At 57.6% G+C, this 17,726-nt stretch carries 19 protein-coding genes; 13 read left to right on the top strand and 6 right to left on the bottom strand.

Annotated features, from left to right (window positions below; all coding sequences use genetic code 11):
• Nucleotides 1-63 precede the first annotated feature (63 nt).
• Together ACQR3R_RS08560 and gloB are read right to left on the bottom strand one after the other, a co-directional pair.
• The gene (locus tag ACQR3R_RS08560; RefSeq protein ID WP_428271583.1) at nt 64-1,503 is read right to left on the bottom strand and encodes a transglycosylase SLT domain-containing protein; all 1,440 of its coding nucleotides are present in this window, start codon (nt 1,501-1,503) and stop codon (nt 64-66) included.
• Between the two features lie 99 nt (nt 1,504-1,602).
• Nucleotides 1,603-2,370 (bottom strand): hydroxyacylglutathione hydrolase, encoded by a 768-nt coding sequence (gene gloB, locus ACQR3R_RS08555; protein WP_428271581.1) that lies wholly within the window; start codon nt 2,368-2,370, stop codon nt 1,603-1,605.
• Nucleotides 2,371-2,436: 66 nt separating this feature from the next.
• Between gloB and ACQR3R_RS08550 the strand changes: the two genes are divergently transcribed.
• From ACQR3R_RS08550 to ACQR3R_RS08530, 5 genes are all read left to right on the top strand, one after another.
• On the top strand, nt 2,437-3,195 hold the full coding sequence (locus tag ACQR3R_RS08550) for a methyltransferase domain-containing protein (protein WP_428271580.1): 759 nt from the start codon (nt 2,437-2,439) through the stop codon (nt 3,193-3,195).
• Nucleotides 3,196-3,286: 91 nt separating this feature from the next.
• Complete coding sequence (gene rnhA / locus ACQR3R_RS08545) at nt 3,287-3,739, top strand: ribonuclease HI (RefSeq protein WP_428271579.1); 453 nt, start codon at nt 3,287-3,289, stop codon at nt 3,737-3,739.
• Nucleotides 3,740-3,841: 102 nt separating this feature from the next.
• A complete protein-coding gene (dnaQ, locus tag ACQR3R_RS08540) occupies nt 3,842-4,600 on the top strand; it encodes a DNA polymerase III subunit epsilon (RefSeq protein ID WP_428271578.1) in 759 nt (252 codons plus the stop codon).
• A gap of 126 nt (nt 4,601-4,726) precedes the next feature.
• Nucleotides 4,727-6,982: an Orn/Lys/Arg family decarboxylase gene (locus ACQR3R_RS08535; protein WP_428271577.1), complete on the top strand. Its 2,256-nt coding sequence runs from the start codon at nt 4,727-4,729 to the stop codon at nt 6,980-6,982.
• A gap of 14 nt (nt 6,983-6,996) precedes the next feature.
• Nucleotides 6,997-7,611 (top strand): GNAT family N-acetyltransferase, encoded by a 615-nt coding sequence (locus ACQR3R_RS08530; RefSeq protein WP_428271576.1) that lies wholly within the window; start codon nt 6,997-6,999, stop codon nt 7,609-7,611.
• On the opposite strand, the gene ACQR3R_RS08525 is transcribed toward ACQR3R_RS08530, so the two are convergent.
• Nucleotides 7,577-8,470 (bottom strand): LysR substrate-binding domain-containing protein, encoded by an 894-nt coding sequence (locus ACQR3R_RS08525; RefSeq protein ID WP_428271575.1) that lies wholly within the window; start codon nt 8,468-8,470, stop codon nt 7,577-7,579. The two genes, ACQR3R_RS08530 and ACQR3R_RS08525, sit on opposite strands and share 35 nt — an antisense overlap.
• 88 nt (nt 8,471-8,558) lie before the next feature.
• Nucleotides 8,559-8,819: a hypothetical protein gene (locus ACQR3R_RS08520; protein WP_428271573.1), complete on the bottom strand. Its 261-nt coding sequence runs from the start codon at nt 8,817-8,819 to the stop codon at nt 8,559-8,561.
• Nucleotides 8,820-8,995: 176 nt separating this feature from the next.
• On the opposite strand from ACQR3R_RS08520, the gene ACQR3R_RS08515 reads away from it, so the two are divergent.
• Nucleotides 8,996-9,556 carry an NAD(P)H-dependent oxidoreductase gene (locus tag ACQR3R_RS08515; protein WP_428271572.1) on the top strand — a complete coding sequence of 187 codons (561 nt, stop codon included), beginning with the start codon at nt 8,996-8,998 and terminating at the stop codon, nt 9,554-9,556.
• A gap of 22 nt (nt 9,557-9,578) precedes the next feature.
• Here the strand turns inward: ACQR3R_RS08515 and ACQR3R_RS08510 are convergent, their stop codons facing one another.
• Nucleotides 9,579-10,199: a TetR family transcriptional regulator gene (locus ACQR3R_RS08510; RefSeq protein WP_428271571.1), complete on the bottom strand. Its 621-nt coding sequence runs from the start codon at nt 10,197-10,199 to the stop codon at nt 9,579-9,581.
• A gap of 95 nt (nt 10,200-10,294) precedes the next feature.
• Between ACQR3R_RS08510 and ACQR3R_RS08505 the strand changes: the two genes are divergently transcribed.
• Together ACQR3R_RS08505 and ACQR3R_RS08500 are read left to right on the top strand one after the other, a co-directional pair.
• Entirely contained in the window at nt 10,295-11,398 is a 1,104-nt protein-coding gene (locus tag ACQR3R_RS08505; protein ID WP_428271570.1) for a DUF2855 family protein, read from the top strand.
• Nucleotides 11,399-11,467: 69 nt separating this feature from the next.
• Nucleotides 11,468-12,751: an arsenical efflux pump membrane protein ArsB gene (locus tag ACQR3R_RS08500; RefSeq protein ID WP_428271568.1), complete on the top strand. Its 1,284-nt coding sequence runs from the start codon at nt 11,468-11,470 to the stop codon at nt 12,749-12,751.
• Nucleotides 12,752-12,809: 58 nt separating this feature from the next.
• On the opposite strand, the gene ACQR3R_RS08495 is transcribed toward ACQR3R_RS08500, so the two are convergent.
• Nucleotides 12,810-13,760: a DUF1853 family protein gene (locus tag ACQR3R_RS08495; protein ID WP_428271567.1), complete on the bottom strand. Its 951-nt coding sequence runs from the start codon at nt 13,758-13,760 to the stop codon at nt 12,810-12,812.
• Nucleotides 13,761-13,873: 113 nt separating this feature from the next.
• Here ACQR3R_RS08495 and ACQR3R_RS08490 point away from each other — a divergent pair, with 113 nt between their 5' ends.
• From ACQR3R_RS08490 to ACQR3R_RS08470, 5 genes are read left to right on the top strand one after another with little or no spacing between them, the layout of a single operon-like run.
• The gene (locus ACQR3R_RS08490) at nt 13,874-14,764 is read left to right on the top strand and encodes an NAD(+) kinase (protein ID WP_428271566.1); all 891 of its coding nucleotides are present in this window, start codon (nt 13,874-13,876) and stop codon (nt 14,762-14,764) included.
• Nucleotides 14,764-15,735, top strand: a complete 972-nt coding sequence (locus ACQR3R_RS08485) for a metallophosphoesterase (RefSeq protein ID WP_428271565.1) — start codon at nt 14,764-14,766, stop codon at nt 15,733-15,735. Before ACQR3R_RS08490 ends, ACQR3R_RS08485 begins: the two co-directional genes overlap by 1 nt.
• Entirely contained in the window at nt 15,732-16,601 is an 870-nt protein-coding gene (locus tag ACQR3R_RS08480; RefSeq protein WP_428271564.1) for a rhomboid family intramembrane serine protease, read from the top strand. The genes ACQR3R_RS08485 and ACQR3R_RS08480 overlap by 4 nt, the downstream gene beginning before the upstream one ends.
• A 31-nt stretch (nt 16,602-16,632) precedes the next feature.
• Nucleotides 16,633-16,893, top strand: coding sequence for a YeaC family protein (locus ACQR3R_RS08475; protein ID WP_133836178.1), 261 nt, complete (start codon nt 16,633-16,635; stop codon nt 16,891-16,893).
• 29 nt (nt 16,894-16,922) lie between these two features.
• The gene (locus ACQR3R_RS08470; RefSeq protein ID WP_428271563.1) at nt 16,923-17,720 is read left to right on the top strand and encodes a DUF2797 domain-containing protein; all 798 of its coding nucleotides are present in this window, start codon (nt 16,923-16,925) and stop codon (nt 17,718-17,720) included.
• The last annotated feature ends 6 nt before the right edge of the window (nt 17,721-17,726 follow it).

Genomic DNA, 17,726 nt, shown 5'->3' with positions numbered 1-17,726 from the left:
CACGACTCACCACAAGGCGCCCCGAAAGACAGGCAAAAAAACCCCTGAATTCAGGGGGATTTTTTATCGCGGGGACGAAACCGTCAGCATTTGCCCAGGTTTTAACGCTTGGCCAACGCGCGGGTTCCAGCGTTTGAGGTGCTGCATCTCGACGTTAAAACGCTTGGCGACCATGTACAGCGAATCACCTTGTTGGACCTTGTACTGGGTTTGCGGCTTCTTTTTCCCGGTTTTGCTATTCGACGCTACAACGGTATTGACCCGGCCGCTGCGCTTGGCGGTGTCCTGCATCACCAGCGTCTGGCCCACCTTGAGGTTTTTGCCGGTCAGTTTGTTCCAGCGCTGCAGGTCTTTGACGTCGACCTTGTTGGCCTTGGCAATGGTGCCAAGGTTGTCGCCACGTTTAACCCGATAAGAGCGCTTGAGGCTGGCAAGCCGCACGTCGTCTGCACCGTCGAAGACCGGTTTCAGCGGCTTCTTGCTGATCAGCTCGTCGGGACGCATGGTTGAAAGGCTGGCGGTCAGCAACTGAGCCTTGGACGTTGGCACCAGCAAATGCTGAGGGCCGTCGATGGTCGTGCGCTGTTTGAACGCTGGATTGAGCTGGAACAGTTCGTCTTCGTCGATGTTCGCCACCGCAGCAACCTTGGACAGGTCCATGCGCTGGTTGATTTCGACGACCTGGAAATACGGCTCGTTGGCAATCGGGTTGAGGTTTACCCCGTAGGCTTCCGGCGACAACACCACTTGTGACAATGCCAGCAACTTTGGCACATAGGCCTGGGTTTCGGCGGGCAGTGGCAAGTTCCAGTAGTCGGTTGGCAGGCCGAGCTTTTCATTGCGCTCGATAGCCCGGCTGACGGTGCCTTCGCCAGCATTGTATGCGGCGAGCGCCAGCAGCCAGTCGCCGTTGAACATGTCATGCAGGCGGGTCAGGTAATCCATGGCTGCAGTGGTCGAGGCCGTAATGTCACGGCGACCATCGTAGAAACGCGTTTGACGCAGGTTGAAGTAGCGGCCGGTGGACGGGATGAATTGCCACAAGCCCACGGCATCGGCGCGCGAATAGGCCATCGGGTTGTAGGCGCTTTCAATCACTGGCAGCAATGCCAGTTCGAGCGGCATGTTGCGCTCCTCAAGGCGCTCGACGATGTAGTGGATGTAGAGGCTGCCGCGTTCGCTGGCGTTTTCAAGGAATGACGGGTTGCTGGCAAACCACAAGCGCTGTTGCTCGATACGCGGGTTGACGCCCAAGCCATCTTGCAGCTGGAAGCCTTGGCGCATGCGCTCCCAAACGTCTTGTGGTACTTGCGGAGTGGGTTTTTCGCTGAGCCAGATAGGTTTCTGTTTGGCTCGAGCTGCAATATTAGGCGTGTGTGCCGCTTCGGTTTGCGGCACATGGCTTGAACAGCCCGCCAATGTGGCGGACACAGCCACCGCTATGGCTTGAGCCAGGCGGGTCAATGCGTCTGAATTGATGGCTTTACGAATAGATGACGACATTGGCTGGAAGTAAGTTCCGGGCAAAAATGTCGGGCGATTCTAGAAAGCGCACCCCCTGCGGTCAACCATTCAGAATTTTTGTACCAATAGGTAGCCTGCTTAGAACGTATCTTTCCAAGCACGCAGGGCAGCAAAAACCTCGCTCGGGGCCCGGTTAACGACCCCATTCCGTTCGTCCACTTTTTCTTTAACGGATGTTTCCCCTGTCCGCAAAAACGGGTTGGTGCGTTTTTCCAGGCCAACACTCGACGGTAGCGTGATGATCCCGGCGTCGCGTTGCCGGGTAACAGTGGCCAGGCGATCGACGGTGTTGGCGTTGCCGGGTTCGACCGCCACCGCAAAGCGCAGATTGCTCAGCGTGTATTCATGTGTGCAGTACACCAGCGTATCGTCGGGCAGGGCCGCCAGACGGGTGAGCGAGGTATGCATTTGTTCAGGTGTACCTTCAAACAACCGTCCGCAACCCGCAGCGAACAGGGTGTCGCCACAAAACAGCAGGCCTTTGTGATAAAAAGCAATGTGTCCCAACGTGTGGCCAGGCACCTCGATGACGTCGAAGTCGCAGCCCAGCACGTGAACGCGGTCGTTGTCCTTCAAGGCAACATCGCGCCCAGGGATGGTTTCGCTGGCCGGCCCGTAGACAGTGGCTCGGGTAGTTTTTTTCAGTTGTTCAACACCGCCCACATGGTCGTGATGGTGGTGAGTGATCAGAATGTCGCTCAATGTCCACTCAGGGTTGGCGTTGAGCCAGGCTTGCACCGGCGCGGCATCACCCGGATCCACCACGGCGCAACGATGGGTTTGCGGGTCTTGAAGCAACCAGATGTAGTTGTCGGTGAAGGCGGGCAGGGCACTGATCTGTATCATCGTCGGATTCGCCAAGCAGAAAACAATGGCGCATCTTAGAACTTCCCGGCGCGTTGGAGAATGCAAATGACCGATAAAGCGTTCGCTCAGGCCGATCCTGACTGGCTCGAACTGATCGGTGCAGCCCGTGAATGGCTGTCTGGTCCAATCGGGCAATTTTTGTTGGACGAAGAACGCCGCATGCTCGAAGACGAGCTGGGGCGTTTTTTTGGTGGCTACCTGGTGCATTACGGGCCCTCGGCACAGACGCCGCCGCCGGCGCCGCAGGTTCAACGTAACGTTCGATTGGGCGCACCGCTGCCGGGCGTCGAGATCGTCTGTGAAGAACAGGCCTGGCCGCTGAGCGAGCACGCCGCCGACGTCGTGGTGTTGCAGCACGGGCTGGACTTTTGCCTGTCGCCCCACGGCTTGTTGCGTGAAGCTGCGAGCAGCGTGCGCCCCGGTGGCCACCTGTTGATCATCGGGATCAATCCCTGGAGCAGTTGGGGATTGCGCCATGTATTCGCGCACGATGCGTTGCGCAAGGCACGTTGCATTTCCCCTTCACGCGTCGGCGATTGGCTGAACCTGCTGGGCTTTGCGCTGGAGAAACGCCGCTTCGGATGCTATCGTCCGCCGATTGCGTCCCCAGCATGGCAAGCCCGTCTGGCGGGCTGGGAACGCAAGGCCGGTGACTGGCAACTGTCTGGCGGCGGCTTCTATTTATTGGTTGCGCGCAAGATCGTGGTCGGCCTTCGACCTTTGCGTCAGGAACGGCGCGAACCGATGGGCAAGCTGATTCCACTTCCGATGGCCAAGGTCAATCGTCGTCGCATCGAGCCGTAAACAGTGTTTAATTTTCCGGTCGGGTTGTCCCGGCCTCGGGCGTCGTCGATCGTCGGATCGTCGAGCCACCGCATTTTCTGGATAGATTGGCATGAGCGATAGCGTAGAACTCTTCACCGACGGCTCCTGCAAAGGTAACCCTGGCCCAGGCGGCTGGGGCGCGTTGCTGGTGTGCAAGGGCGTTGAAAAAGAACTATGGGGCGGCGAAGCCAACACCACCAACAACCGTATGGAGCTGATGGGCGCGATTCGCGGACTGGAAGAGCTCAAGCGCTCCTGCGATGTGTTATTGGTGACCGACTCGCAGTACGTCATGAAAGGCATCAACGAGTGGATGGACAACTGGAAAAAACGCGGCTGGAAAACTGCCGCGAAAGAGCCAGTCAAAAACGCTGATTTATGGAAGCTGCTGGACGAACAGGTCAACCGTCATAACGTTACCTGGAAGTGGGTGCGCGGGCACATTGGCCATCACGGCAACGAACGCGCCGACCAATTGGCCAACCGTGGCGTGGATGAAGTGCGCGGGTACAAGCAGGCTTGATGAGCGCTTGCGATGAGCACAACACTGTCCACCTGAAACACCTCGGCGAGCGTGTTAACATCGCCGCTTTTGCAAGAATGACCCGTTGAGAGCTGAGCACTGATGGCCACCAGATCCGTTGTACTCGATACCGAAACCACCGGCATGCCGGTGACCGACGGCCACCGGATTATCGAAATCGGCTGTGTCGAGTTGATCGGTCGGCGCCTGACCGGTCGGCATTTTCACGTTTACCTGCAACCGGATCGCGAAAGTGACGAAGGCGCCATCGGCGTCCACGGTATTACCAATGAGTTCCTGGTAGGCAAGCCGCGCTTCAATGAAGTGGCTGATGAGTTCTTCGAATTCATCAAGGGTGCGCAGCTGATCATCCACAACGCGGCGTTCGACGTTGGTTTCATCAACAACGAATTTGCCTTGATGGGTCAGCAGGATCGCGCAGACATCACGCAGCACTGCTCGATCCTCGACACGTTGATGATGGCGCGGGAGCGTCACCCGGGGCAGCGCAACAGCCTCGATGCCTTGTGCAAACGTTATGGCGTCGACAACTCTGGCCGTGAGCTTCACGGCGCCTTGCTCGACTCCGAGATTCTCGCTGACGTTTACTTGACCATGACTGGCGGCCAGACCAGCCTGTCTCTGGCCGGTAACGCCTCCGATGGCAATGGTTCAGGTGAAGGCGCGGATAACTCCGCCACCGAAATCCGTCGCTTGCCTGCGGATCGGCAACCTACCCGCATCATCCGCGCCAGCGAAGACGACCTCGCCCAACACGTATCGCGCCTGGACGCTATCGCCAAGTCTGCCGGGGCTCCTTCGCTGTGGCAGCAATTGGCGGACGCCAAGGCCCAGGCCTGATTTTCTGCTGCACGATGGTGCGTGGGCTGACCTGTATCGGGGCGGCGTACTCGCCACATCCGTTACAACCCTCTACCCTGAGGTTATTGGCGCACTTTGGTGCGCCGCCTCAGGATTCTGAGTCCCATGTATAAAGATTTGAAATTCCCGGTGTTGATTGTCCATCGAGACATCAAGGCCGACACGGTGGCCGGTGATCGCGTGCGCGGCATCGCCCGTGAGTTGGAGCAAGAAGGCTTCAGCATTGTTTCAGCGGTGGACTACACCGAAGGTCGACTGGTCGCCTCGACGCATCACGGCCTTTCCTGCATGTTGATTGCCTCCGAAGATGCCAGCGCTCACTCCCATTTGCTCCAGAACATGGCCGAACTCATCGGGCTGGCGCGGGTTCGTGCGCCAGACCTGCCAATCTTTGCGCTGGGTGAGCAGGTCACGCTGGAAAATGCTCCGGCCGACGCCATGGCCGAACTTAATCAGTTACGCGGCATTTTGTACCTGTTCGAAGACACTGTGCCGTTCCTTGCCCGGCAGGTTGCGCGGGCCGCCCGCAAGTACCTGGATGGTTTACTGCCGCCGTTCTTCAAAGCCCTTGTGCAACACACCGCCGATTCTAATTACTCGTGGCACACGCCAGGTCATGGCGGCGGTGTGGCCTATCACAAAAGTCCGGTGGGACAGGCGTTTCATCAGTTCTTTGGCGAAAACACCCTGCGCTCGGATTTGTCGGTATCGGTACCCGAACTTGGCTCGTTGCTGGATCACACCGGTCCGCTGGAGGAAGCGGAGGCCCGCGCCGCCCGAAACTTCGGGGCCGATCACACCTTTTTTGTCATCAACGGTACCTCGACCGCCAACAAGATTGTCTGGCACTCGATGGTCGCCCGCGATGACCTGGTGCTGGTAGACCGCAACTGCCACAAATCGGTGTTGCACTCGATCATCATGACCGGTGCCATTCCGTTGTACCTGTGCCCGGAGCGTAACGAATTGGGGATTATCGGCCCCATTCCGCTGAGTGAGTTCAGTCGCGAATCCATTCAGGCCAAGATCAACGCCAGCCCGCTGACCAAGGGTCGCGCACCTGTGGTCAAGCTTGCCGTGGTCACCAACTCGACTTACGACGGCCTCTGTTACAACGCTGAGCTGATCAAGCAGACGCTGGGCAACAGTGTCGAGGTGTTGCACTTTGATGAAGCCTGGTACGCCTATGCAGCGTTCCACGAGTTTTTCGCCGGGCGCTATGGCATGGGCACCTCGCGTAGCGAAGACAGCCCTCTGGTGTTCACCACCCATTCCACTCACAAATTGTTGGCTGCCTTCAGCCAGGCATCAATGATTCATGTGCAGGACGGCGGCGCGCGACAACTGGACCGTGATCGTTTCAACGAAGCATTCATGATGCATATCTCCACTTCGCCGCAATACAGCATCATCGCCTCGCTGGACGTGGCATCAGCCATGATGGAGGGGCCGGCAGGGCGCTCGCTGCTGCAGGAAATGTTCGACGAGGCTTTGAGTTTTCGTCGCGCGCTGGCCAATTTACGTCAGCACATTGCGCCTGAGGACTGGTGGTTCTCCATTTGGCAACCGCCGTCGGTGACGGGCATCGAGCGAGTGGTCACCGGCGACTGGCTGTTGCAGCCGGATGCTGACTGGCATGGCTTTGGCGAAGTAACTGAAGATTATGTGCTGCTTGACCCGATCAAAGTAACGCTGGTAATGCCGGGGCTCACTGCAGGCGGCGCCCTCAGCGATCGTGGCATTCCGGCTGCGGTGGTCAGCAAGTTTCTGTGGGAGCGCGGCCTGGTGGTCGAAAAAACCGGGCTGTATTCGTTTCTGGTGCTGTTCTCGATGGGCATTACCAAAGGTAAATGGAGCACATTGCTCACCGAGTTACTGGAGTTCAAGCGCAGCTACGATGCCAACATCAGTCTGGCGACGTGTTTGCCTTGCGTGGCGCAACAGGACATCGCACGTTACAAGGGGCTCGGGCTCAGGGATTTGTGCGATCAATTGCACGCCTGTTATCGCAGCAACGCGACGGCCAAGCACCTCAAACGCATGTATACCGTGCTGCCGGAAATCGCCATGAAGCCGTCTGACGCCTATGATCAGTTGGTGCGCGGCGAAGTGGAGGCGGTTTCCATCGATGCCCTGCAAGGACGTATTGCCGCCGTGATGTTGGTGCCTTATCCACCGGGGATTCCTTTGATCATGCCCGGCGAGCGCTTTACCGATGCAACGCGCTCCATCATCGATTATCTGGCGTTTGCCCGAACTTTCGATAGCAGCTTTCCGGGGTTTGTCGCCGATGTGCATGGCTTGCAACATGATGATGAGGGCAATGGGCGGCATTACACCGTCGATTGCATCAAGGCGTGAGGACTTTTCCCAGTATGCAACCGGTCACTAATCCGAAATACCCAGGGCTCTCGGTACGTGTTGCCGACGATGGTTTCCCCGCTTACATCTGGGGCAGTGATTTCAGTTTTGAAGTCGCGGCGTATTTATCGGCCGAAATAGGCGCACCCGTCGAACAATGGCCGGTGACGCGCATCACGCCTTACCGCAAATGCTATGGCATCGATCCGGAAGAATTCAGCAGTTTCCGCGATGCGCCAGACAGTGCGATTTTCATGGCCTACCTGAACGACGAACCCGTTGGCCATATAGTCGTCAGCACCAACTGGAATGGTTTCGCTCACATTGATGAGTTGGCGGTGCACGTGCCAGCACGTCGGCATGGAGTGGCCAAGGCTTTACTGGATGTGGCTCAGTTCTGGAGCCGCAAGAAAAAACTCCCGGGCATCATGCTCGAAACTCAAAACAACAACCCGGGGGCCTGCAGGCTCTATGAGCGTTGCGGTTATTCGGTTGGCGGGATCGATTACCTGCGTTATCGCGGCATCGACCCGAATACCGCCGAAGTGGCGCTGTTTTGGTATCGACTGTTCGATAACCCTCTCGAAACCCCGTTCAGCTCGCCAGCATCGCCAAGGCTTGTTCCGTGACGATTTCCAGTAATGCATGGCTCGCCGGGTTGTGCTCGGCATTTTTCAGGCTTAACGCGTAGAGGCTGATCGGTACCGCAGGGGCCAGCGGGCATGCATCCAGCCCGGCCGATTTGGCGCCGAGTGCGGTAAACGGATCGACGATCGCCAGGCCTTCACCTGCTTCGACCATGCTGCGCATCATTTGGTGAGTTTGCACGCGGGTATGAATAACCGGGGCGGGACGCAAGGCGTGCAGTTTATTGTCCAGAGCCGGATTTAACGGGTCGTGACCTTCAAGGCCCACAATGGACTGTCCGGCCAGATCTTGCAGCGCGATGTACTTCTGTTTCGGTTGTAGCCAGCCATGGGGCGCCAACAATTGCAGTTTCCCTTGGGCAATCACCTGGCAATCAATGTCGGCGTGATCGGGATCGTGCAGGCTGAATCCCAGCTCGCTTTCGCGTAACAGCAGGCTTCTGACGATTTCGCGCGTGGGTTGGCCATTGAGTGTGCAAGGTGCATCAGGGAAGCGTCGACGCAGGACGGCAAGGCTTTGTGGCAACAACTGTTGTGCCAGCGGCGGCGTACAAATGATTTTCAGAGGCGGCGCATGATAGTGTTTCAGGCTGCTGGCCAGGCGCAGGGCTGGCTCAAGCGCTTCATAGATGTGGGCAATTTCGACTTGTAACTGGCGCGCCTCGCGCGTCGCCTGCAAGCGTCCGCGCACGCTTGCAAACAGCATGAAACCCAATTGATCCTCGGCATCGCGCAGAATGTTTTCGACGTCGGCCACCGGCAACTGCAGCCATTCGGCGGCGGTGCCGAGGTGACCGGTCTGCAACAGCGCCTGGATCACTTCGATATGACGTAAACGCATGCGTGAAGTCCATGTTCAGCAGGTGAGGGAGTCAGTGACTGAATCCTAACTCAAGTGCGCGCATATGACTTCTGCTCATAACGCGTGGTTATGAGGCAATGGTTGTTTCCGGCTTGCTGCCGACATAAGTGTCAGGCTCGCGAACAATGGTGACGTCCGATTGAATCAGCAGAAACTGATTGTCGTCGAGTTTCTTCACGCGGTCGCCAATGGCCAATTTGTAGGTGGTAACAGGCACGGAGCCGGTGAGACCGTCTGCCGACGGGGTGGATTCCTGGAACTCATGCACGGAATAAACACGGCCTTCCGCGTCTCTTGCATGGAACTGACCGACGAGTACTGCTGCCATCTGCTTAGAACCTCTGGAGATAAATCACTCAATTTGCGGTTCTGTAGACCGTGGTTAAGCGAAGTAAGTTTTCCTACAAGAAAAAAATAGTCAGGAGCGTAAATTTTAAGTCGCCCACTGCTTGAATCGTCATCTATAACTACAAGTTCTTTCCGCTGAACAGTCGAGAATCCTCCATGAGCAACGTCCATACGGTCGCCGTAATCGTCGGCAGCTTGAGAAAGGAATCGATCAACCGCAAGGTTGCTCTGGCCCTGGCCGAGCTGGCACCGGCCAATCTCAAGCTGAATATCGTCGAAATCGGCGATTTGCCGCTCTACAACGAAGACATCGACGGTGCTTCACCGCCGGCAGCCTACAGCACTTTCCGGCAACAAGTGAGTTCATCCGACGCGTTGCTGTTTGTGACGCCGGAATACAACCGTTCCGTGCCGGCCCCTTTGAAGAATGCCATCGACGTCGGGTCCCGTCCTTATGGCAAAAGTGCCTGGAGCGCAAAGCCTGGTGCGGTGATCAGCGTTTCGCCGGGCGCCATCGGCGGCTTTGGTGCCAACCATCACCTGCGTCAGTCCATGGTATTTCTCAACGTGCCTTGCATGCAGCAGCCTGAAGCTTACCTGGGAGGGGCCGGTACAGCGTTTGATGAGGCCGGCAAATTGTCAGAGTCGGTAAAACCGTTTCTGCAAAGCTTCATCAATGCCTATGCGCAGTTTGTTGAGCAACACAAGAAGGTCTGATGGGTTTGCCTTGCGCCACGGCTTACGTGGCGCCGAGTAACCGACTACAGATCATGGTTTCCATTTCCGATAGCCAGGCAGCGGTTTGCTCTGGCGAAGGTTGAGCGGTGACGCAATAACGACGACCGCCCCAGGCCATTATCACCCAGGCATCGATGCTGGTGGCGGAGGGTGGTAGCGGCAGGTCGGTGCAGGCCGCGAAGGCCTGGTGCCACTTTTTCGACAGTTCCTGAAAGGCCCTGTGGTGATGTTTGGGTTCGGCTATCAGGTGTTCAATCGCCATTACTTCGCCATTGAACAGTGGCTGCAACGCATCGTTTGGGTCGCATGTCAGGCGGATCAGGCGTTTGATGCGCACTGACCAATGCAATGGGTGCGCCTGCACAACCTGTTCATCCAGGTTCACCAACAGCGCTTCAAGGCAATGGCGAATGTAGCCGGACAGCAAAGCCTCCTTGCTCGGGAAATATTCGTACAGCGTGCCTACAGCAACCCCGGCCTCCAATGCCACTGCACGAGTGGTCAGTGCCGACCAGCCGTCACGCTGCCAAATCCGAACAAATGCCTCGTAAATCGCCTCTACGGTAAAAATCGCTCGTGCCTGACGAGGCCGTTTCAGGGGCTTGGCGCGAGGATTGAGCACGGATATACCGTCCTTTTCGTTTCCGAACCCACGCTTCATTGGTTTTTATTACTCTGGTGCGACCCGCCACTCAATGCGCAGCTGGAGTCTGGAAGATGAAAAGCCCAATTACCGTAACACGGCTGCTTACCCGCAAAAACGCCCTGGATCAAAGTCGGGTAGAACACGCGCAGCGCGATGCCGTTCCCGGCGCCGGAGAGGTGATTTTAAAGGTCGATCGATGCGCGTTGACCACCAACAATATTACCTACGCAGCCTATGGCGATTCGATGAACTACTGGGGTTTTTTTCCTACAGGGCTAGAGGAGTGGGGCCACATCCCCGCGTGGGGTTTCGCTGATGTGGTGGCTTCTGATGTTGCGGGTGTTTCCGTGGGTGAGCGCTTTTATGGTTATTTTCCGATTGCCAGCCATGTGTGGATGCGCCCAGAGCGGGTGAGCGAACGAGGTTTTTACGATGCGGCAGAGCATCGGCAAGCGTTGACGTCGGCTTACAACCAGTACACCCGTTGCAGTTGGGATTCGTACTACAGCCCTGAAGCCGAGAACCTGCAAATTCTACTCAAGCCGCTGTTTTTAACGTCATCGATGCTTGCGGATTTTCTTCAGGATCATCAGTTTTTCGGTGCGACTCGGCTGGTGTTCTCCAGCGCTTCGAGCAAAACCGCGTATGGCACGGCAGTCTGCCTGGCCGATCATCCAGAGATACAACGGGTGGCGCTGACCTCGGCGAACAACAAGGCGTTTGTCGAAAAACTTGGTTGCTATGAACGGACGATTTCCTACGCGCAGTTGGCCAGCGTGCCGGCGGATCGGCCGACGTTGTACGTGGATTTTTCCGGCGATCTGGATTTGCGTGATCGGGTGCATCAGCATTTTGCCGGGCAGATGGTGTACAGCTGTTTTGCCGGATCGGCGCAAAGCACTGACGAAGCTCGGCTGACCGCTATCGAAGGTCCACAACCGGTGTTTTTCTTTGCCCCGATCCAGATCCGTAAACGCAATGCAGATTGGGGTCCGGAAGGCGTCAGCCAGCATATCGGAGAGCGCATGCTGCGCTTTTACCGTTACGTGACAGCGGTTGAAAACCCATTGCTTGAAGTGGTCGAAAGTACAGGTTATGAGCCGGCGCAGAGCGTGATTTCTCGACTGTTTCATGGGCAAGTCGCACCCGTGGAAGGGCATGTGATTCGTTTATGACATCAGCGGCTGCAAGCATGGGCGAATCTGCGTTATGTTGGTCGCCCTTATTTTCTTGCGGCATCTGAAATGATCACAGCGTCACTGATTTTCCTGCTGACGATTACGCTGGTGATCTGGCAACCCAAAGGGCTTAACGTCGGCTGGAGCGCTGTACTCGGCGCTGTTCTGGCGCTGATTTTTGGCGCGGTGCAACTGGCTGACATTGCCGTCGTGTGGCAAATCATCTGGAACGCCACCGGCACTTTCATCGCGCTGATCATCATCAGCCTGTTGTTGGACGAGGCAGGTTTTTTTGCTTGGGCAGCTTTGCACGTAGCACGGTGGGGCCGTGGCAGCGGGCGCAAGCTGTTTGCTTATATGGTGTTGCTTGGGGCGTTGGTCTCGGCGTTGTTTGCCAACGACGGTGCGGCACTGATCCTGACGCCCATCGTCATTTCGATGTTGCTGGCATTGCGCTTCTCGCCGACGGCAACGCTCGCATTTGTCATGGGCGCAGGCTTTATTGCCGACACCGCGAGCCTGCCCTTGGTGGTCTCGAACCTGGTGAACATCGTTTCGGCCGATTTCTTCCATATCAGCTTCAACCGCTACGCGGCGGTGATGATTCCGGTGAACCTGGTGAGCGTTGCCGCAACGCTTGCGGTATTGATGTGGTTTTTTCGTCGCGACATTCCACAGGATTACGACCCGCAACAGCTTGCGCATCCGGCCACCGCCATTCATGACAAGGCGACTTTTTACGCCGGCTGGGTCGTGTTGGTGATTCTGCTGGTGGGTTGCTTTGCCCTGGAGCCGCTAGGTATTCCGATCAGTGCTATCTCTGCGGTGTGTGCGGCATTGCTACTGGGTATCGCCGCGCGTGGCCACAAGATATCCACGCGAAAAGTGATGAAAGAGGCCCCGTGGCACATCGTGATTTTCTCGCTGGGCATGTACCTGGTGGTGTATGGCTTGCGCAATGCTGGGCTCACCGATTATCTGGCGGGCTGGCTGGACGGGTTCGCACATTACGGTATCTGGGGCGCAGCGATGGGCACGGGCGTGCTGACGGCGTTGCTGTCATCGGTCATGAATAATTTGCCGACCGTGCTGATTGGTTTGCTGTCCATCGATGCAAGCCAGGCGTCGGGTGTGGTGAAGGAAGCGATGATCTACGCCAACGTCATCGGTAGCGACCTGGGGCCGAAGATCACGCCGATTGGCAGTTTGGCGACCTTGCTGTGGTTGCACGTGCTGGAGCGCAAGAACATCAGGATCGGTTGGGGCTACTATTTCAAGGTCGGGATTGTATTGACGGTGCCCGTGTTGTTGGTCACGTTGGCGGCGCTGGTGGTGCGGTTGTCCATCTGAATCGGGTGGGCCTGTCGCGAACAGGTTGGCTTTCTGTGGTTGATCCATACCGCCAGACTCAGCCGTTGCCCGGTACATTCGGCCAAAGATCGGCCACCAGAAACAAGCGCTCTGCTTCCTCCCAGTCGCCATCTCCGTTCTCGACCAGCCGCACCAGCAATTGTGCAGGCGCCAGCGGTTCGAGTGCATCGATCCATGCCGCCAACTGTTGGGCATTCCAGGTCTGTTCGGCGGGGTAGTGCGCCGGGGCCAGCCATGCATGACGGGGCAGCGGCTGCCATCGACCAAACGGTCGTTGCAGCACAAACTGCGCCCAGTCTTTCTGATGCAGCCAACTGCCGCGCAAATGTTGCGGATGGGCGCCGCTGGGGGAATCGGCATGCCCGGGCCATGGATACAGCAGATAGCCACCCAGCCACAAGTGCGCGCTGAACTGCTGGATGTCGAGTGCGGCCAACACTTCACGGCTTTCGATACGTGCCGAAATCGGCAATTGATGCTGCGTCAGGTGCGCCAGTTTTCGATCCAGTCGATCATGACAACCTGGCCCCAGCCATTGCGCGGTGTCATGCCCGTTGCCATCCTGCGGCCCCAGGTACAGCTTGATCGCCAACTCCAGGTGATGCACGCCTTCGCGGTCGCGCAGCAGCATGTCCAGCTCACCCAGTGTGTGGCCCTCGCGGCGAATCGGCAGGTTGGCCGCGATCAAGTCGATACCCGGTGCATGGCGTACGGCGTATTGCCACAGTCGCTCGTAATAAAGCCCCAAGCGTCTTGTTCGGGCCTGTGCCAACCAATGCAGCAAATCATAACTGTCGCGATCGAGTTGGCGCAGCCATAGCTCCAGGCGTTCCGGCGCCTGTACCCAGTCACTGCCGGCCAACGGATGGCGTTGCGGCCACGGCGTCACCCCAAGCATTGGCGGCGCGAGGATGACCCAGGCCAGGTCGCGCACCTCCGGGTGGCGCAACTGATGGGGTAACTGAAGCAAATCGGGAAATAGGATCATCTTGCGAGCATAGCCCTAAACATGAGTGGACCTTTGCAGCTGAAAGGATTTTGTTCTATCGCGCGCTTTCGCCCATAATCGTGCTTTTCGCCGTCGCAGACTGTAGGGACACCATGGAGCAATTTCGTAATATCGGCATCATCGGTCGCCTGGGCAGTTCGCAGGTGCTGGATACCGTCCGCCGACTGAAACGCTTTTTGCTGGATCGTCACCTGCACGTGATCCTCGAAGACACCATCGCTGAAGTGCTGCCCGGTCATGGCCTGCAAACATCGTCCCGCAAGATGCTCGGCGAAGTGTGTGACATGGTGATTGTGGTCGGTGGTGACGGTAGCCTGCTCGGCGCCGCACGGGCGCTGGCACGGCATAATATTCCGGTACTGGGCATCAACCGGGGCAGCCTCGGTTTCCTGACGGATATACGCCCGGACGAGTTGGAAGTCGAAGTGGCCAAGGTCCTCGACGGCCATTACCTGGTCGAAAACCGCTTCTTGTTGCAGGCCGAAGTGCGCCGCCACGGCGAGGCGATTGGCCAGGGTGATGCGCTTAACGACGTGGTGCTGCACCCCGGCAAGTCGACGCGAATGATCGAGTTCGAGCTGTATATCGACGGTCAGTTTGTCTGCAGCCAAAAGGCCGACGGTCTGATCGTCGCCACGCCCACCGGCTCGACAGCCTACGCGCTGTCGGCGGGCGGCCCGATCATGCACCCCAAGCTGGATGCCATTGTGATCGTGCCGATGTACCCCCATATGTTGTCTAGCAGGCCAATTGTGGTCGATGGCAACAGTGAGCTGAAAATCGTGGTGTCCAAAGACATGCAGATTTACCCGCAAGTCTCTTGCGACGGGCAAAACCATTTCACCTGCGCGCCCGGCGACACGATCACCGTCAGCAAAAAGGCGCAAAAGCTGCGCTTGATTCATCCGCTGGACCACAACTATTACGAAGTGTGCCGCACCAAGCTCGGCTGGGGCAGCCGCTTGGGTAGTGGAGGCGATTGATGCTCGATCCCGCGCGTAGTTACGATCTGATCGGTGACGTGCACGGTTGCGCTCTGACCCTTGAGCACTTGCTCGACCGACTCGGTTATCACAAACACGCTGGTGTCTGGCGGCACCCATCGCGCATGGCGGTGTTTGTCGGTGACATCATCGACCGTGGCCCGCGTATTCGCGAGGCGTTGCACATCGTGCATGACATGGTCGATGCGGGTCAGGCCTTGTGCATCATGGGCAACCATGAATTCAACGCGCTCGGCTGGAGCACTCCGGCACCGCCCGGCAGTGGCAAGCAGTTTGTGCGTGAACACACGCCGCGCCATGCAAGGTTGCTGGGGGAAACCCTGAGCCAGTTCGAACATCACCCCGCGGATTGGCACGACTTCCAGCAATGGTTTTATGAATTGCCGCTGTTTGTCGATGCCGCGCGCTTTCGTGTGGTGCATGCCTGCTGGGACGCCGGATTGATCGAACCGCTGCGAGCGCAGTTCCCGGATGGCTGCATCGATGAGCATTTTCTACAAGCCTCGGCGGTGCCTGGCAGCTTCGCCTGCACGGTGTTTGACCGGTTGCTGCGTGGTACCGACATGCGCTTGCCCGATGGGTTGACCATGACCAGCGGCGATGGCCTGACGCGCTCGTTCTTTCGTACCAAATTCTGGGAAGACGACCCGCAAACCTACGGAGACATTGTGTTCCAACCTGATGCGTTGCCCGAACCGGTGGCCCTGACGCCGCTGTCGTCGACCGAAAAAAACACCCTGTTGCGTTACGGCGCCGACGAACCTTTATTGTTTGTCGGCCACTATTGGCGCAGCGGTAAACCGGCGCCGATCAGGCCGAACCTGGCGTGCCTGGATTACAGCGCGGTGCTGTACGGCAAACTGGTTGCTTACCGTCTGGATCAGGAAACCCGTCTCGATCCACATAAATTTGTGTGGGTCGATGTCGAGCGGCCGGAGGCATTGCGATGAAGGATATCGAGGTATTGCGCTTGCCGTTGGCGGTGGATTTGAGCGAGTTCGTCAAGTTGCTGCAGCGCATGCAAGTGCCGCATCGGGTCAGCGAAGAGGTAGGCGAACAGGTGCTCTGGGTGCCGGCCAGTATCAGCGAGGATGTGCGCACGTTGTATGCGCGTTTTCCGCACGGCGACCCGGATCAGCAACTCGATATTCCTGTGCCGAAAACCCAGCGCCGTCCCGGTATTGTCGAGCAACTGCGATATGCCAAAGCCACTGCGCTGGTGCTGTTGTTGTGCATGATCGTCGGTGCAGTGACGCTGCTGGGTGAAAACCTGCAAACAATGCGCTGGCTGACGTTCCTCGACTTCCGAGTGGTCGGCGACTACATCCATTTCACGCCGTTGGCCGACAGCCTCGGGGCAGGGCAGTGGTGGCGTCTGGTGACGCCGATGCTGATCCACTTCGGCATCCTGCACCTGGCTATGAACGGCATGTGGTACTGGGAACTGGGCCGACGCATCGAATCGCGTCAAGGCAGCATCAACCTGATTGGCCTGACGTTGCTGTTCAGCCTGGTGTCGAATTACGCCCAGTACTATTTCGGCGGTCCGACCCTGTTCGGCGGCTTGTCGGGCGTGCTGTATGGCCTGCTCGGGCACTGCTGGATATTCCAGCTTTTGTCACCCAACCCGGCTTATCGCTTGCCGCGCGGGGTGCTGGTGATGATGTTGGTGTGGCTGGTGTTGTGCCTGTCCGGACTGGTCTCGATGATCGGCTTCGGCGAAATTGCCAACGCGGCCCACGTCGGCGGGCTGCTCATCGGATGCTTCACCGGTTTGTTGGGCGGTTTGTACAATCGCCGTAAACTGGCCGTCTAAACAGTTATGAATGAAGAGCGCGGAGACCTTGATGTCCTCTTTTAACGAAATGATCAAAAACATTACGCCCGATATCTACCAGAGCCTGAAATTGGCGGTGGAAATCGGCAAATGGTCCGACGGCGGCAAACTCACCGCAGAACAACGCGAGTTGTCTTTGCAGGCGATGATCGCCTGGGAAATCCAGAACCTGCCCGAAGAAGAGCGCACCGGTTACATGGGGCCGCAGGAATGCAGTTCGAAATCAATCAGTGTGCCTAACATTCTGTTCAAGTCGGATGCCATCCATTGATTGAGATTGGCCGCGGTGCAATCAGCAAAATGTCGGCGCGTCTCGACGGGCCTAACGTGCAATACGCTTTTCGCCTGGACGATGTCGAGGTGCCGGTCAATCCGTTGATCGGCAGTTTTATACGCCTTGAATACCTGGGGGCGATTCATTGCTCCCATTGTGGGCGCAAGACCAAAACCAGTTTCAGCCAGGGTTATTGCTACCCGTGCATGACCAAATTGGCGCAGTGCGACCTGTGCATCATGAGCCCCGAGCGTTGCCACTACGACGCTGGCACCTGTCGGGAGCCGGAGTGGGGCGAGAAGTTCTGCATGACCGATCATGTTGTGTATTTGTCCAACTCATCGGGGGTGAAGGTCGGCATTACGCGGGCTACTCAACTGCCTACGCGCTGGATTGACCAAGGCGCGCGCCAAGCCTTGCCGATCATGCGTGTTTCAACTCGCCAGCAGTCCGGTTTCGTCGAAGATTTGTTTCGCAGCCAGGTAGCCGACAAGACCAATTGGCGTGCTTTACTCAAAGGCGAAGCGGTTTCGGTGGACCTGGCGGCTGTTCGCGATCAGTTGTTCGAGAGCTGCGCCGAAGGGCTGCAAGGTTTGCAGGAACGTTTTGGCCTGCAGGCGATCCAGACCATTGCCGACGTCGAGCCCTTGGAAATCAGTTTTCCGGTCGAGCAATACCCGGCCAAGATCACAAGCTTCAACCTGGACAAGAACCCGATTGCCGAGGGCACGTTGTTGGGGATCAAAGGCCAATACCTGATCTTCGACACCGGCGTGATCAATATTCGCAAATACACGGCCTATCAGCTCGCCGTGCATCAGTAAGGACTT

The sequence above is a fragment of the Gordonia sp. IEGM753 genome (assembly GCF_050321825.1).
Taxonomy (GTDB): Bacteria; Pseudomonadota; Gammaproteobacteria; order Pseudomonadales; family Pseudomonadaceae; genus Aquipseudomonas.
This window is presented reverse-complemented; position numbering and strand designations above follow the sequence as displayed.

Excerpts from the sequence above, each read along its gene's own strand:
- rnhA (WP_428271579.1), top strand. The coding sequence starts at position 3,287 with ATGAGCGATAGCGTAGAACTCTTCACCGACGGCTCCTGCAAAGGTAAC.
- gloB (WP_428271581.1), bottom strand. The coding sequence starts at position 2,370 with ATGATACAGATCAGTGCCCTGCCCGCCTTCACCGACAACTACATCTGG.
- ACQR3R_RS08500 (WP_428271568.1), top strand. The coding sequence starts at position 11,468 with ATGATCACAGCGTCACTGATTTTCCTGCTGACGATTACGCTGGTGATC.
- ACQR3R_RS08505 (WP_428271570.1), top strand. The coding sequence starts at position 10,295 with ATGAAAAGCCCAATTACCGTAACACGGCTGCTTACCCGCAAAAACGCC.
- ACQR3R_RS08480 (WP_428271564.1), top strand. The coding sequence starts at position 15,732 with ATGAAGGATATCGAGGTATTGCGCTTGCCGTTGGCGGTGGATTTGAGC.
- ACQR3R_RS08485 (WP_428271565.1), top strand. The coding sequence starts at position 14,764 with ATGCTCGATCCCGCGCGTAGTTACGATCTGATCGGTGACGTGCACGGT.
- ACQR3R_RS08550 (WP_428271580.1), top strand. The coding sequence starts at position 2,437 with ATGACCGATAAAGCGTTCGCTCAGGCCGATCCTGACTGGCTCGAACTG.
- dnaQ (WP_428271578.1), top strand. The coding sequence starts at position 3,842 with ATGGCCACCAGATCCGTTGTACTCGATACCGAAACCACCGGCATGCCG.
- ACQR3R_RS08495 (WP_428271567.1), bottom strand. The coding sequence starts at position 13,760 with ATGATCCTATTTCCCGATTTGCTTCAGTTACCCCATCAGTTGCGCCAC.
- ACQR3R_RS08535 (WP_428271577.1), top strand. The coding sequence starts at position 4,727 with ATGTATAAAGATTTGAAATTCCCGGTGTTGATTGTCCATCGAGACATC.
- ACQR3R_RS08560 (WP_428271583.1), bottom strand. The coding sequence starts at position 1,503 with ATGTCGTCATCTATTCGTAAAGCCATCAATTCAGACGCATTGACCCGC.
- ACQR3R_RS08525 (WP_428271575.1), bottom strand. The coding sequence starts at position 8,470 with ATGCGTTTACGTCATATCGAAGTGATCCAGGCGCTGTTGCAGACCGGT.
- ACQR3R_RS08515 (WP_428271572.1), top strand. The coding sequence starts at position 8,996 with ATGAGCAACGTCCATACGGTCGCCGTAATCGTCGGCAGCTTGAGAAAG.
- ACQR3R_RS08530 (WP_428271576.1), top strand. The coding sequence starts at position 6,997 with ATGCAACCGGTCACTAATCCGAAATACCCAGGGCTCTCGGTACGTGTT.
- ACQR3R_RS08470 (WP_428271563.1), top strand. The coding sequence starts at position 16,923 with ATGTCGGCGCGTCTCGACGGGCCTAACGTGCAATACGCTTTTCGCCTG.
- ACQR3R_RS08475 (WP_133836178.1), top strand. The coding sequence starts at position 16,633 with ATGTCCTCTTTTAACGAAATGATCAAAAACATTACGCCCGATATCTAC.
- ACQR3R_RS08520 (WP_428271573.1), bottom strand. The coding sequence starts at position 8,819 with ATGGCAGCAGTACTCGTCGGTCAGTTCCATGCAAGAGACGCGGAAGGC.
- ACQR3R_RS08490 (WP_428271566.1), top strand. The coding sequence starts at position 13,874 with ATGGAGCAATTTCGTAATATCGGCATCATCGGTCGCCTGGGCAGTTCG.